We start from the raw sequence: 15,991 nt of genomic DNA on the forward strand, positions 1-15,991 counted from the left end.
TCTGATTGAGCAAGAATTAATACCTATATTGTATCAATTTTGCAAGAAAAAGAGGGAATAGTTGGTAACGTTCGACCAACCATTCCCTCTTTATTCACCCGCTCAGGGTGTAACGCCAAGATCCTTGCGAATAAACAACCCCATATCATACGATCCCTGAGTACTGCCAATCGCTTTACGATACCACCACCATTGCCAGACATTGCTGACTGCTTTCCCCAGGTCAAAGCTAGCCCCTTGCGGCGGAGTATCGCCATAGCTCAACCAGATCCAGGGGCCGACGCCACCCCAGTTGGGCGGGACTGGAGGCGGCTTGTAGCCCTCATCCCACCAGGTACGCATATGATATTGATGGAACGCATAGCCAGCCGAATATTGCGATTGGAACGAGGCCAGCGTATCGCCTCCGGTAATAATGATGGGAATGCTCTTGGCCGTATCAGCACAACCGTTCGGGAACTGGAAACAAACGTGCGTGTAGTCACGCAGATACCAGGCATAGGGCCAGGTCGCGTCGTCGGTTAAGCCGATAGGAAGCTCATGTCTGCCACCATACAGTTTCTGATCTAGTTCATCCACCTTTGCCATGACCGCATTGACATCGGTTGTTGTCTGCACATAGATCATCATCTCGTGCGGCGCATCAGCATAGTGAACATACGTGACCTGATACATATTTTGCAGCGTCGGAATCAGCAGGAGAACCGCCAGCACACCGCTCACAATTGCCGTCACCCCGGCAGCGCTCTTCACATGAGGAGGCACTGGATACGCTGCTGTCTGAAGCGCTATATCTGTCACAGGAGCACGCTTCAACCAACCTTTTGACCACTGCAAGAGGGGCACAACAACTGGCTCCAGACCGATGGCGGCAAGCACCATCATGGGCATAGTCAGATGGATCATCAACCAGGGCATCTTTTCCGCCGCCCACGAATAGATGAACACATTGCCAACGAACCAGTAGACCAGGAAGAGACGGAAACGTGTGGGTCGCAGTAGACAACGCACAACGCCCACCAGTCCAAAGACCAACCCGATCTGCTCATAGAGCGGGATCAACAGCAGATAATAGTACCAGGGTTGCCCACCGCGTGCCACCTGCTGCTGTTGGAGCCAGTAATACAATCCCTGCCAGATGCCATCGCCGATGCCGCCACGAATATTGGTAAACAGGACAGTAAAGAGCACCAGGAAGACGGCCCAGCCACACAGCAGCGCGAAAAACCAGTGCGTCCACTGCATCGTCACCACCGCATCGAGCAACGGTTGACGCTCTGGATCAACCCGGAGTGACAGGCCATGCCGCCCGGGAGGAGGAAGTTTCCCCATCATCTCGCGTACCAGCACGAACAGGACGAACGCCCCCAGCAAGATCCCAATCCAGGGTACAATCGCTACCGTTACGCTTTTGAGATTGGCAACATAGGCATCGGCCTGAGCAGTATTGGCCGCGTCTTTCGTAATGTAGATGGATGTATCATGCAACCAGGCAAAAAACACTTTGGCACACAGACCGCCAACGATAAGGAGTCCCAATAACGCGACCGGCGCAAACGTGCGTGGGAGATACTGCACGAAAGCAGCATCCGATGTCACTTTTTCACGCAGCGGCCATCTCAAGCCCAGTTCCCAAACTGCGACCGCCGCAAAGAAACTGCCGAACACAGCCACTGTCAAAAAGGTCGCCTCTTTCGTCGCATACGAGAGCGCAAAGGCAACAGCGGCCATAATCAGCCACTTCATCTGTCGGTCTCGAATGTAGCGAGCAACAGAGACGACCAGCCAGAGGGTAAAGAAGGCCATGTAGATATCTTCACGCGCAAACCGTGAGAAATAGACCATGCTGGGAGAGATGGCAAGTAAGAAACAGGCCAGCCACGCCCCGATCCTGCCCAGATAATCGCGCAGGAAGTACGGTAATCCCACCAGAAGCGATCCCAGCGTTGCCGCTGCAATACGTACGGTGGTTGTATTCACACCATGATCAGGTGCCCCCAGGATCTGGCTGATCTTATACACAAACGCAATTGCATGAAACTGGAAAGGGCCATGCAACAAGGGATCATAGTGATAACAGGAGGCACCAGGAGCAAAGCAACCGATCCAGTTCTCCATGTTATGCATCAGTTGCAAAGAAAAGTAGGCGTGCAAGCTCTCGTCATGATGTAAAGGCTTATCTCCCAGCCCCCAGAAGCGCAGGATCGCCCCAAACAGGACTACAGCCAGGAACGGCAGCCAGCCTATCCACTGCTCACGTGTTGGCCATGTCAACCGGCGTGGCTGATCGAGCGGCTCCTCCTGATATTCAGCTTCCTCTGAAGGGACAATCTCTTCAGACACAGCATGCTTTTCTGAACTGACCTCTTTATCAACCACCTCTGAGACATCATTCTCTGCGGGTTCTTCTTCTGCCTGTTGCAACGCTTCAAGCTGCTCTTCTTCTGCCTGTTGCAACTCCTCAACCTGTTCTTGTCCTTGCTCAGGTGTTACCTGAGTAACTTCTTCACCCGTTTCATTCTTGTAACGCTTCAAAGAATCTCCTCCTTACCTGGACCATGTTCTGCCGTTAGCATCCCCATTCCTCTCTATTTTTTCACCTGATATATCGTTACGCCCTCGGCATTATAGACCACTCGCATAAAAGTACTAAAGCGATGTAAATCCACTTTTGGATATCGAGCATATTCTAGAGGCCCAACATAAATGTATTGGGCATTATAGTGAGCCATGACAGATAGCACCGCATTGGAATCAGTGGAAGTGTAAATCGTATCGACATCCCCTATACGACGTTGAAATTCAGCATTATTCGCCTCGTTATCGAGCCAGCGAACGCGCCATTGGTATTCATGCCCGACCCAACCCATCAAGGTTGGCAAACCAGTAAACGCGGAAATGCGACCATAGTTGCTATAGTCACCACCAACAGTGTTGTTGCTGTCCACACCAATAGGCTCAACAATCACGGGATCGCCCTGGACATTGGCATTGAGCCAGCGAATAGCATCATAATCGCCAGGATTCGCTGGATCGGTCTTCAAATAGGTCAACCCGTCCAGACTATTCGTGCGTACAAGATAACTGCGCTGCGTGAGCGGATCAACATGAGCATATCTGGCGTAAGGAGCTGCAACAGGATAAGCACACGCTGCTATTATGAAGGCCACCAGCACAACGCCCCATCCGATACCTGAAAGGCGTTGCCATATGCGCACATTTGCAGATATGGACGCCATAGGGCGCAGGCTCTCTAGAATAAAGAACGTTCCCACCCCTGATGCAATAGCCAGAAGCGCCCAGGCCTGAAAGTAAAACTTAAAGACGGTATTCATGCGAGGATAATTGCCCGCAAACACATCACGCAAGAAAAATACCTCGCATCCGGCGATCAGAGCAAAAGCCAACGCCCCTAACAATAGCGTAAAGGCGTGCGCACGATCACCGATATTGTAAATCAGCAACACAACTCCGGCCAGCGCAATCGTTGTCGCCAGCAGGAACGTGATGCTATTGGGCATAACAAACAGCAGCACCAGACAGAGCAGCACAAAACAGCCTATGGCTATCAAGCCCATGCGCGACCAGCGAGCAAAGGCGGCCTCATCTTCGGCCAAACCGACGAGATGGAAGAAAGAAAACAGCGGATGTTTCAACACGCTAGCAAGCAGCAGCGAGAGAAAGACAAACGCGAACAGGCCGTAAATTAACAGCACGTTCGCCAATGGTGAGCGCTCCGACGCAGCCACAATTCCGATACCCTGTGAGGGCGAAATGAAATGGAGATAGAACGGCACATAGAGCAAAAAAGAGAGCGCCACCAGAGATATACAGGGCATCAAGACATCGAGCAGCAGGTGCGGGTGAAAACGCGCACCATATGCCAGCCATTGTTGCAGGCCGATGCAGACCAGGGCGAGGCCCATATACGTTGGATAATCCCACCCATTCATCACAAAAAGGCCGCCAATCACCAGCGCAGTTACAACCAGCGTACAACCTAGCCGCAAACCCTGTCCGAAGACAAATAGCCCTTTTCCGTCGAACTCTAGCAGCAGATTGAAGGCAAGGCCAATCGCCAGGATCGTAAAGGCCAGGGCCAGCACATGCGCATGGAAACAGGAAAGCAAAAAGCTAAAGGCCGGGAACTCGTTGATGGTCTTATCGATCACACGTGATGGTGCAAACCAGTCATAGGCCGCCACATTGCCGTGATTCTGCCACCACTGCTGCGTTGCAGCAAGGTTCCCCAGCACCAATCCCATAACCATCGACAAAAAGCCAAAGGGAATGCTACGTAGTAACGATGGGTGAACCTTGTCTGGCCTCTCAATGGCCGCCCCCTGCCGCACAGAGATGCGGAGATACCTGGCCCAGGAGACAATATTACATGTCACGCCAAACAGATTTGCAGCCGTCAAGCCGAAAAAGATACAGATTCCCGTATTGAACGCAATAGAGGGGCTTTGCCCAAGCAGTTTGGCCGCCGTCGCAATCGTATAGTGAGCATAGTAATAATAGTTGATAGAATAGCCCGCAAACCACATATCATTAGGGGGGAAATGAGGACTGCGCATAATGGCTGCGATAAAACCCTCATCCATAAACATCTCATAGGAACGAATTTCAGGGCCATAAGACCGTAGCCAGCCGAGTACTAATACCATACCTAAAAAGACTAACTCGCTGGCAAGAATATACGTTACATTCAGCCGTATGAACTTGAACAGTTCCAGGCGCAAACGCCAGAACCCAACCAGACCCAGCACGGCAAGCACTACAGCAATAACCAGAATAAATGGCTGGCTATAAGGCAGGGTCGGTACATACATCAGGGGCAGCCAGACGACAAAAGAGAAGATGGCCAGGCCCAACGTTTTGCTGAAAGCCCAACCTCTATCCGGGAGGTTATGGCAAACCGTTACTGTGAGTGGCAGTAACAGCAGACCCAACACCTCAATCAGTGCCCACATCTCAAACAGTTCAATCATAGCAACTCGCAGGTCAAACAGATATTACAAAACGGTCAGCGCTCTGTCACGACACATAATATGCTCGCAAGAAAGGACCGTATATGATACAGGACAATATATCAAGTACGTTATATACTGACGTGTTCCGAGCGTTAATAGTTCCAACTGCTCTCTTTTTGGGTAGACCACATGAAAATATCTACAGCCTCCCAGTGTTTCCCCTTTACATATCGTATCGAGCCTGCTACACAACTTCATAGATGGTCACATCGCCTGACTGATACACCACGCGTAAGCCTGCCATATGATTAAATTTATCCAGGTTCGGCGGCAACTGCGAGGATGACCACTGCTGCGGAGTATAGGTCTGCCTTTCCAGAGCACCAACATAGATATAGCGCACATGATAATGATGAAGCAGATCCAGCGCTTGCGTCGTATCCAGGGTCGTATAAATCGTTGCAACATCAGCCAGACGACTTGCCACCGGATCGATATAACGCTGCTCTTCCTCGTGATCCCACCATCCCGTAACATCTGGCAGTCCCGTATACACCGAGACGCGATTGCCCCAGCCATATGAATCGTGCAAGATCGCCTCCAGTATCACTGGCGAACCGGAAACATGCTTATTCAACCATTCGATCGCGGCGGCATCCGAGGGATACCAGGATCGCACAAAAGCAAAGCCATCAAGCGTTGGTACATAGTTCGCGCTCACTGCCGGCGGCTGTCCCTGTATCCAGAGCTGGTGATCTGCAATGCGCGCCTCTGTGCCAAAGGGCAGGAAAAGAGAACAGCCAAATAGCAGCATGGCCAGCATCGCCATCCATACGCTCCGTGCCAAACCGCTGAGAACTTGCCAGAAACGATGCACAACCAGCGCACCACCAATAGCCATACACAGCCAAACCTGCATAGAGAACTTAAAGACGGTGTTCATACGTGCGTAATCGCCGCCATCCAGGAAATCTCGCACATAGACCAGTTCCATCCCCAGAACAATACCCACGCCCATAATCAACAGGAGATAGGTATACAACTGAGTATAACGATGAATCTGCAAAGTTGGTGCAGAGAAAGAGGGAACATTTTGCTCTCCCTCCGATTCGGCAACCAACTGGTCGATAGGAGCCATTATCCTGGTTTTTATGGTGGAAATCAAGAGAAAAAGACCGACAAATAGCAGGGATGCAAGCAAGCCCTTTAAGCCGAATCCCACCAGCAGAGCAAGAAAGATCGCGCAACACAAAATCAGCGCGTAGGCGAGCCAGCGTCTCCTCTCCACGTTCGCAGCCTCTTCCCAGAGCTGCATACCGCGATGATACAGACCGCGCGAGAAAAAGCTCAGCGCCAGAAAGATCCAGAATCCAAAGACGACCACGAAATCGCTGAGCGAGGTTCCCTGTTTCACCAGCCCTATACCATTCACATACAACTGCTGATAAGAAGCGTAGAAGGGCAGATAGAGACCGTACCCGACTGCAACAATAGCGATCAGCACACCAGCACATGGGACCAGCACTGAGCCTAGAGCACCGAGCGTTACTGGCTTCTTTTCCAGTAAACAGCGTATCAGCAATGTAGCGCCCAACAGGAGCAGATAAGCAGGCACATCCCAGGGGTTGATACAGGCAATGGTGCCAAAAATAATAGCCGCTATCAGGTACAACGCCCCACGCTCTCTGAGCCGCATATGCGCTTCATCAACGCGTCCAGGCTCCTTGATGGAGAGAAACAGGGCGGCAAGAATTCCCAACATACACATCGCAAGTGGCATCGCGATCACATGTGGATGCAAATCGGCAAAGAGGAAGCTCCAGAAGGGAAACTCGTTGATCGTAAAGGGGATAATACGGCTACTTTGCCAGTAATCGAAGGAATGGAAGGGACTATGCGTCAACAGATCTGCGACCTGTTGACACAGTTGCCCCAAACCATTTAAATTACCGATCATGGCTGCGAAATAGCCTCCCAATAGAGCAAAGGGAATGCTACGTATAAAGCTGTAGACGATTACAACCGCTCCGGTAAACGTCAGAGCGAACAGGGTGGGAATAGCCAGATTGAACGCGGTGGTCGGCACAATACCGGTCAACTTGATGAGCGCGGCAAAGATCACGTAGCCATAGTAATAATAGTTGATGTAGCCACCCGAAAACCAGGGGTCGAGAGGAGGCATATAAGGGCTACGCAGCACGGCGTTGAGAAACGCCAGTTCCATCGGCTTCTCTCCACCACGATAGGGACTCCATAGATCAGGATTGAGAGCGCGTATCCCGACAAATAAGAGAAAGGCCAGGGTAAACAGTATTTCCGCTCGTAGCAGGACGGGCCAGCGTTGACGCAACCACTCCAGCAGGGTTGAGCGTTGACGGACAAAAGCGATCACGCTGGCACCAACCAGTACAATCAGTACCAGCAACACCGAAAGACGACTGAAAGCCAGGATATGCAGGGCGGCAAGCAGCCATGAAAGATAGGCCAGCACCAATAATCCCAACAATTTGCCGAAGATATAACCGCGATCTGCCAGCACGCGAAATGCCGGAAAGATCAGAGGGAACAACAATAGCCCGGAGAGCATCAGCACTAGCCACCAGATCAGCAAGGGAAACTGATTGACAAAGCTATCAGCAGGAAATTGCACACTAAACGCGGGAGACTGCTGATACTCCTGAATTTGTTGAGGAGTGAGCAGCAGAGAGCGCTGGCTGCCTGGTTGGTTTGCTGCTGGAGCCGGAAGCTCGATTCCCTGAGTGAGCTTTTGATACAACTGATCGGGCGTATAGGGATAAGGGGTATCGCGTACAAAAATCTTGGTCGTGGGATGATCAAACACCGAATAGCTCTCATCGGCGTTGCTATCGTCGAGCGTGACACCAAGTAAATGAGGATGATTTTCAAATTGTGCCACCAGATGGAAGCCAAGCTGTCCACTAAAGAGCAATTGATAATAACGGATCGTCAGCGGATAGCGAGAGGGCAGGCGAGGAATAGACTTATCCAATCGATCCGTCGCCATTGTCAGCGCGTTGACCGTTGGCAGGAGATTTGCCAGTTGGTGAGCTTTCGCATCGGTATCATCATCATATAAAGCAAGCCCGGTAGCGGCATTGCCGCTCGCATCAGTATACGTTGCCTGACGATAGATACCAGGATCACGCCCATCTACCGCAACCGGCAAAGGATCATCCCATTGCTCATATGTCAGCGTGCTTCCTGGTTGTACGTGATCGAAGATCCAGCGCGACGCCTGAATGCGTGTGTTCGGCTCGCTATAAACGTTTAATAGCGCCAGGCCTTGAAAGATTGTACCTATCAGCAGCAGCGCGGTGATAGTGTACCGGGTGATATTGACAACCTTTGGGGTCAGAACATGAGCAAACCTGCTCTCCTGCCACTCAACTTGCGCAAAGGCGAAAGGTAGAGCTGCGGCCATCAGCGTGATGGCGGGATACACAGGCAACATATAGCGCATAAATTTTACGTAGAAGCTACAGTTAACTGCGCCGTACACAATCACCCAGGACAACAAGACAAGCCAGCCGTCCATCTTTCGCTGCACAAGGAAGCGCCAGAGAACGCGGCATAGCCCAATCAGAGCAGCCAACCCCAGCGTAAGACCCAACCCCCACAGCACGATATTTTGCACCTGATACACCAGCGGGATCGTCCCGGCAAATTGTCGTACGTAAGGGAGGTCTAAAGAGCCTCGTGCCAGATTTCCCTGTTCCGAGACCTGAGCGACGAAGTTTTGCCAGTCAAGCAGCACGTATGGTTGGGCCACAATCGCGACAAAAAGCGTCATCATAGCCGTCAGGAGCAAGATATTGAGCACTAACCAGATGTCACGCCGTTGCAGCCAGCGTATCAGCAGAGCCACAACAATAGAAACCGCCAGTGGTGCCGCGCTAAACTTGGTTGCCATCGCCAACCCATACGAGAGGCCCGCCATCAGTGCCCAGAAGACGGTTTTCTCGGTCTGAATCAACTTCACACTGGCAACCAGCGTACACATCACAAAGAACAACAACATCGTATCGACGGCATAGAAGTGTGCAAGCTGCAACTGAAATGGCGTAAAGGCCACCAGAGCTGCCGTCAGGAGAGCGCCATTCCATGCATAACGGCGGCCCGGGGAGGTATCCGGCAACAACAGCAAAGCGAGCCAGGCAGTCAGTACAATAGTCCCGCTATCAAGAATTGCAGAGGCCACACGCCCAAGCAGCGTTAAAGCGGGCAACGCAGACATCTCAGAGGCATGTAGAAATATGTGCCCAAGCAGAGCAAGTGCATAAATGGGGAAAGAGCCATACGCGAAGAAATGAGGATTCAGAGGCGAGTTGACAGGATCAAGAAACTGAGCAAAGCTGGTAGGCCAGCCTACAGAAACGACATGAAAAAGAATTTGTCGCTCATCAGGATGAAAACTATTTCCCTGATCCCAATTGACGTTATAGAGACGCAAGGCCAGGCCAAGCACACATAATCCCAAGAGAACCAGAGGACGCCAACGAGCTTTATAAACATAAACAAGCTTCATAAACATGGTTGATATGATCCTTGCTGAAAGAAAATGGAATACATGCGTCCTGAAAGAAAATAGGCTTAGATAGCCTGAGTCTAGTATAGAGATTGCGCGGTGACAGGTCAAGGGGACAGCCCGACAGAACAGGACCATTTACTTCCTGCTGTCGGCTGTGAATAGAAAGTGAACACATGGAAGAAGAATACAAACTCAGGATAAGAATACGCTATTTCGTATCCTGTAGCATTTGAAGCTGAAGTAGCTCATCTTCTAGCTGCTGCCATATCATGCGTTCCGCCTGTACAACATCCACACGATGACGGATCATCGTATCAGCGACACGCTGACGGAAACTTCCCAGATGGGAGCGTTGTTTTTCGTAGGGTGGCATACGGCCCAGATCAATGCTGCGTAGATCATAGAAATTGTCAGGCTCAAAGGCAACTAACAGCAACTCGGCGTACTGTTGGACAAGCTTCTGGCGTGCCAGTGAAAGAAAGTAGCCAGGCTGTGTGCTTGACACAAGCAGGCAACCCGCAATCTGATCGGCCATCATGATTGGATAAGCCATCGCACTTTCTTCCCATTCCACCCACTGGACAGGGAACAGATTCAACCCTTCCATGCGGCTAGGAATCGCCAGAGGTCGGCCAGAAGAAACGACATAGCCAGAGAGCGATTCGGCACCGAGAAACAGCGTGCGTTGCTCCAACTCGCGATTCCAGGGAGGCGTTCCCCGGCCCAGGCTCTCGCGCAAGCTATGAATCTTCCCGTTAGGAGATGGATACATGCACTGAACGACGGTGATCTCCATGCCTTCGCGATTAGGATCAAGCTGCTTGAGCGCTTGCTGTAAGATCACGTCACAAATAGAACTGAAATGGAGGATGCGCGGTAAATTGCAATGAGCGTTCAAGACGCGTGCATAGAAAACTGAAGGGATTTCCTGGGCTGTATCCTCGTCCTCAATCTTTTCGTCCACAGCCTGCGATAGTTCGTCATGAGGCAATATATCCAGAAACGCCTTACGATGATCCGGCAATGCTTTTAAGAGCAGGCGCAAATTATGGGTACGCGGCGTTGACTCGCCACTTACCCAACGAGAAAGAGTGATAATACTTACCCCTAACGCATTAGCAATACGCTGCTTCTCATGTGGATCTTTGATAATTTTTCCTAATAGCTCTCGCCACTTTTGATTACCTTGCACTCCCATTACTCCAATAACCAATTAATATATCTACTTACATTCTAAGCATTATGGTAGCAGCTAAAAGTGAAAACGTCAACTGGCAAACAACTTCAGTACAGCAGCCCTGCACTTCTCCTACCATATCCAGCTCGCAACCCCCAACCTACGCGGCTTCCTGACCATTGTCCGTTTCCATCTCATCAGTATTAGCAGCAGCCTGGATGCTCAGTTGACCATTGAGGTAATCGACCGTTACCCAGCTCCCAGCGGTCAACGATCCCTGCAAAATAGCTTCCGCTAGCATATCTTCCAGCATACGCCGGACAACGCGCCGTAGATGTCGCGCTCCATACACCGGATTATAGCCAGATTTCACCAGAAACAGACGAGCAGCATCGGTCACATGCAAAGAAAGGTTCTGCTTTGCCAGAGATTGCTGAACACGTGCAACCATCAGTTCTAGAATAGCTTGAAGGTGTTCCTGCTGCAACGGATGAAACACCACAACCTCATCGATGCGATTGAGCAGTTCTGGTTTGAAAAGATGGCGCAATTCCTGCAAGGCATGCTCATGCAATCGTTGATATACCTCAGCATGATCTGCTTGCCCTTGAGATTGTGCTGGCATCAGCGTCATCACGCCACGAGTACAACATGGGGTGCCAGCATTCGAGGTGAGGATGATGCAGGTATTGCTGAAATCAACGGATTGCCCATGAGAATCAGTCAGGCGACCGTCTTCGAGGATTTGTAACAGCAGATCAAAGAGTTGAGGATGAGCCTTCTCAATTTCATCAAAAAGAACCACGCTATAGGGGCGACGACGAACAGCCTCGGTCAACTGTCCTCCCTGATCATAACCGACATAGCCAGGAGGGGAGCCGATCAAACGTGTGATGGTATGGCTTTCCATAAACTCAGACATATCAAAAGCGATGAGAGCATGCTCGTCTCCTAAGAGCAACTCTGCTAGCGCACGGGCCAGTTCGCTCTTCCCTGAACCTGTCGGACCAACAAAGACGAACGAGCCAATAGGGCGGTGCGTATCTCGCAGATTGGTGCGTGAGCGGCGAATCGCATTAGCAACCGAGCGGACAGCCTCATCCTGACCAATCACGCGCCGATGTAAATCCTGCTCCAATCGCAATAAACGCTGGCTTTCTTCTGCCGCGACCTGCATCGCTGGTATCCCTGTCCACATCGCCACCACCTCCGCAATCTCCGGTTTTCTCAATATGGGACGTTCATGCACACCTGCTTGCCAGGCCTGCTCTGCCTCCCACAAATCTCTCATTAGTTGACGCATGCGCCTGAAGCAATGTGCGGCCAGAGGAAAATTTCTGCGTGCAATCGCATGATCTTTCTCACGCTGCATATTCATCATTTCATCGCGCAATACCAGTACCTGAGCAGGTGCCACAGCGGAATAGACACGCATACGGGCCGCCGCCTCATCAATCAAATCCAGGGCTTTATCAGGCTGATAACGATCTGGCAAATAGCGGGAAGAGAGCTGAACAGCTGCCAGGAGCGCCTCATCGCTAATAGTGACGCTATGAAAATCTTCATAGTTGGTACGCACCCCCTCTAAAATGGAGAGCGTTTCCTGCGCGTTGGTCTCAGCCACGAGCACAGGCTGAAAACGACGTTCCAGAGCGGGATCAGACTCTATTGTTTTATGATACTCTTCCTGAGTTGTGGCCCCTATACACTGAAATTCGCCGCGAGCCAGCAAGGGCTTGAACAGATTTGAAGCATTGAGCGAGCCTTCAGCAACGCCTGAGCGGACAAGCAGATGCAGATCATCAATCACGGTGATAATGCCAGGAGTCACCACGATCTCCTGCATCACCTGTTTCAATCGTTCTTCAAAATCTCCACGAAACTTTGTTCCGACCATCAGCATGCCAATATCCAGTGTCACGACGCGGCAGAGTTGTAATTCATTCGGAACGCGCTTTTTGACGATACGTTGGGCCAGCCCTTCAGCAATAGCAGTTTTACCAACACCAGCACGACCAATCAAGACGGGATTATTCTTTGAGCGGCGCGAAAGGATCTGCATGACCCGCTCAAGTTCGTCATCACGCCCAATCACAGGATCACATTCGCCCATCAACGCTGCAATGGTCAGATCCCGGCTCACCTGGTTTAACGTGGGAGTTGTATCATAGAGAACCTGGTAGCGAATGGCAAGCTGCAAATCATCATATCCCTTCTTAAAGAGATCAGCCAGCTTGCGATGGGCCACTTCTGGAGAGACACCGAAGCTTTCCAATACGCCTACGGCAATGCCATCCTCTTCGGTCAAGATCCCCAGAAACAAATGCTCAATCCCAACCAGTTCTGCATGAGCCGCCTCCGCCTCTTCCTCCGCACGCAGCAGCGTTGTGCGGGCGCTGGCGCTCAACACAGGCTCACTGAGAATGGCTTTGTTGCCGCGCCCAACGACAAATTCCAGAGCTTGAGCCGCACGCGCCGAACTGGTATGCATCGAAACAAACAGACCATCGATAATAGGATCATTTACCTTGAGCAAACCTAACAAAAGATGCTCGGTGCCAACCAGACGATGCCGTAATCGTCTGGCTTCCTCCCGCGCATACGCCACAGCACGACGCGCTTCCCCAGTAAATTTACTGAGTCGATTCATTGCCTTGCTCTCCTTCACGAACTGAGTCGTTTCTCTCCGTACTGAGTCGTTATCGGGCAAGGCAAGAAAACTATAGAGAGGGAAGGGATAGGTAGAAAAAGAAATCTAGACAAAAGTCTCTCTACCCCTATCAGCGAAAACTGACAGTGACGCGAGATATCACTTGACAGCATGGCGGCTGTAGTGCATAGAATTGTACAGTACTTCGTGCAAGAGAAAAGGAAACGATTTATGACAACATCGGCTCGTGGAAAAATTGCCCTGGTGGGTGCAGGCGAATATTTGCCAATCATGGCAGTTGTGGATAAGGCACTACTGGCAGATTTAGAAGACACGCCCCAGGTTGTGGTGATACCAACCGCCGCAGTTCCCGATGGACCAGCAACGACAGAACGCTGGGCGAAGATGGGAGTTGACCATTTTTCACAACTCGGCGTCCACGTAGAACCGCTCATGTTAAGAACACGAGAAGATGCAAACTCCACACATATAGTCACAAAGCTGGCCGGTGCAAACTTCGTCTATTTCTCAGGCGGGAAACCCCACTATCTCCTGGAAACCTTAAAAGATACACTGGCCTGGGAAGCGATCAAAAACATTTTCGGCAGGGGTGGTGTCGTCGCTGGTTGTTCGGCAGGAGCAATGGTGATGGGAGGCGTGATTTTTCGCTTCCCCCAATTCTGGCAAACACAACCCGCTCTGGGGCTGGTTCCTGATATCGCCGTCATTCCTCATTTTAACGAGCTTCCAGCGACGCTCTCTCAGGCCATTGATCGTATTGATGTCAAAGAGACGGTTGTGGGAATCGATGCGGCAACGGCCCTGGTCTGGGGAAATAATGCATGGACGGTGCAGGGGCATGGCACCATAACCGTGTTTCAGGAGCCGAAAAAAGCACAGTACAACGCCGGTCAACACGTCGCCCTTGCCCCCTTGACCTCTTAAAACCTGTATCGGTATTTGCTCTCATACCATACCTTATGAAGAGGTGATCAGGTCTTGAATGGTAGATAAGAGTTCATCGACATCAAAGGGCTTTTCCAGGCTTGTGATGCCTCTTTGTTCAACTGCTTGAGATGGGAGCGCAGCACTGACCATCAGCACAGGCAAATCATGCAATTCTTTATCTGCGCGAATCCTATCGCACAGTTCTAGCCCATCCATACGTGGTAGACGATAATCCAGCAAAAGAAGATGAGGCTTAAAGTACTGAAGAAACTTCCACGCGGTTTGGCCATCAGCAGTATAATAAACGCGATACCTCTCTTCTTGTGCCAATACCTGATAGAGTACAGAGGCATGCTCCTCATCATCTTCTACCAACATAATCAGCTTTCTTTCACACACGTTCGTACAGCACCTTCTCTCCTCAACACAATAGAGCACCCGATTCATACAGACAAAACAGAAATAGACCTGCTCTACCAGACGATCTTGTTTTTGATTATAGAAAAGTTTTCAGAAGAGATCAAATCAACGTCCCATGCCCATGAGCATTTTCTTATTTGCGGATTGTCTGGTACAAATCGCGTTTGCTCTTAACACGATAGAGGCTATACAAGGGTTTCAGGAAGAGGGCAATAAAAAAGAGCCAACTCTGAGAGTTGGCTCCTGAGGCGTTGCCGAGAGGGGTCGAACCTCCGACCTTCTCCTCCGCAGGGAGACGCTCTATCCACTGAGCTACGGCAACGTGTCGTTTACATGCAGTATACTACCGCAACCTTTGAGATTTGTCAAGAGGGTAATCGAGCAGATTTCCGAATCCATCAAAAAACCTCTAGAGATTTGCCTGGAGCGATGTGTTTGTCTCATCACACCCACATGCCCCAGGCAATCCGCCAGGAGGCAGGTGACGAAAATATTACGGTTCGAGCATATGACGTAGAACAATACATCCTGCTGATCCCGCGCGTACCTGACTATCAGGCAAGATTTTCGATCACTTCCCTCGCCCGGCCTAGTGCTTCCCGACGAACATAGTAATAGGCCCACAAACCTTTCTTGCGGCAATCTACCAGCCCAGCATCACGTAAGATACGTAAGTGATGGGAGATAGTAGGCTGCTCTAACGTAAAGCTTTCCACGATCTCAAACACACATACTTCTCCTTCATGCCGACTGAGTAAACTTAAAATGCGCAGGCGTGTGGGATCTGCCAACGCTTTCAGCAAACGGGCCTGGACGACTGCATCGTCCTCGCTCAGTGTTGGTACAAATTTGGGAGAGATCCCAACGACCGTTGTACCGCCAACTGGTGCAGGACGATTACTTAGTGGACCGCTGATAGGGTTTGTCGAACTCGTTGTTGCCGAAACCGCAGGATTAGAATTTCCCTGATTCATTGTTGTCATAGTCTTCTCCTTCCATCCTCCCAACCGGATAGTATACCGATGATTGAGTCTGGGCATATAACCTAGATACCTATAATAATTATAGAACTCGATCCAAATTTGCCTCTCAAACGATGCTTTCATCTCTATCTCAGCATTTCCTTCATCCCAAAGACAACTAATGCCAGAGGAAAAACCAAGTACCTGTGCTTGTAATTATCCGCTATAAAAAGAACACTACCAGAACTGCTCTGATAGTGTTCTTGAACGTCGCGTATTAGTTTTTCGTGGATATTACCGACTTTGCGTACG

The 15,991-nt window shown here is 50.6% G+C and carries 8 protein-coding genes and 1 tRNA gene; 1 reads left to right on the forward strand and 8 read right to left on the reverse strand.

All coding sequences use genetic code 11. From position 1 onward, the window contains the following. Positions 1–102: 102 nt before the first annotated feature. The 5 genes from K3T83_RS08890 to K3T83_RS08910 all read right to left on the reverse strand — a co-directional run bounded on the left by K3T83_RS08890 (position 103) and on the right by K3T83_RS08910 (position 13,349). Entirely contained in the window at positions 103–2,535 is a 2,433-nt protein-coding gene (locus K3T83_RS08890) for a flippase activity-associated protein Agl23 (protein ID WP_220202613.1), read from the reverse strand. Between the two features lie 53 nt (positions 2,536–2,588). After that, entirely contained in the window at positions 2,589–4,991 is a 2,403-nt protein-coding gene (locus K3T83_RS08895) for a DUF2298 domain-containing protein (protein ID WP_220202614.1), read from the reverse strand. A 226-nt stretch (positions 4,992–5,217) separates the two neighbouring features. After that, on the reverse strand, positions 5,218–9,525 hold the full coding sequence (locus K3T83_RS08900) for a DUF2298 domain-containing protein (protein ID WP_220202615.1): 4,308 nt from the start codon (positions 9,523–9,525) through the stop codon (positions 5,218–5,220). Between the two features lie 205 nt (positions 9,526–9,730). Beyond that, the gene (locus K3T83_RS08905; RefSeq protein WP_220202616.1) at positions 9,731–10,714 is read right to left on the reverse strand and encodes a helix-turn-helix domain-containing protein; all 984 of its coding nucleotides are present in this window, start codon (positions 10,712–10,714) and stop codon (positions 9,731–9,733) included. A 145-nt stretch (positions 10,715–10,859) separates the two neighbouring features. Further along, positions 10,860–13,349, reverse strand: a complete 2,490-nt coding sequence (locus K3T83_RS08910; RefSeq protein ID WP_220202617.1) for an ATP-dependent Clp protease ATP-binding subunit — start codon at positions 13,347–13,349, stop codon at positions 10,860–10,862. Positions 13,350–13,580: 231 nt separating this feature from the next. Here K3T83_RS08910 and K3T83_RS08915 point away from each other — a divergent pair, with 231 nt between their 5' ends. Then, positions 13,581–14,294, forward strand: coding sequence for a Type 1 glutamine amidotransferase-like domain-containing protein (locus K3T83_RS08915; protein WP_220202618.1), 714 nt, complete (start codon positions 13,581–13,583; stop codon positions 14,292–14,294). A gap of 33 nt (positions 14,295–14,327) precedes the next feature. Here the strand turns inward: K3T83_RS08915 and K3T83_RS08920 are convergent, their stop codons facing one another. The 3 genes from K3T83_RS08920 to K3T83_RS08930 all read right to left on the reverse strand — a co-directional run bounded on the left by K3T83_RS08920 (position 14,328) and on the right by K3T83_RS08930 (position 15,700). After that, complete coding sequence (locus K3T83_RS08920; protein ID WP_220202619.1) at positions 14,328–14,675, reverse strand: response regulator; 348 nt, start codon at positions 14,673–14,675, stop codon at positions 14,328–14,330. Between the two features lie 291 nt (positions 14,676–14,966). Continuing rightward, positions 14,967–15,039 (reverse strand) — tRNA-Arg (locus K3T83_RS08925). A gap of 232 nt (positions 15,040–15,271) precedes the next feature. After that, positions 15,272–15,700, reverse strand: a complete 429-nt coding sequence (locus tag K3T83_RS08930; RefSeq protein ID WP_220202620.1) for an ArsR/SmtB family transcription factor — start codon at positions 15,698–15,700, stop codon at positions 15,272–15,274. Positions 15,701–15,991 lie beyond the last annotated feature (291 nt).

It is taken from the genome of Reticulibacter mediterranei, from assembly GCF_016587455.1.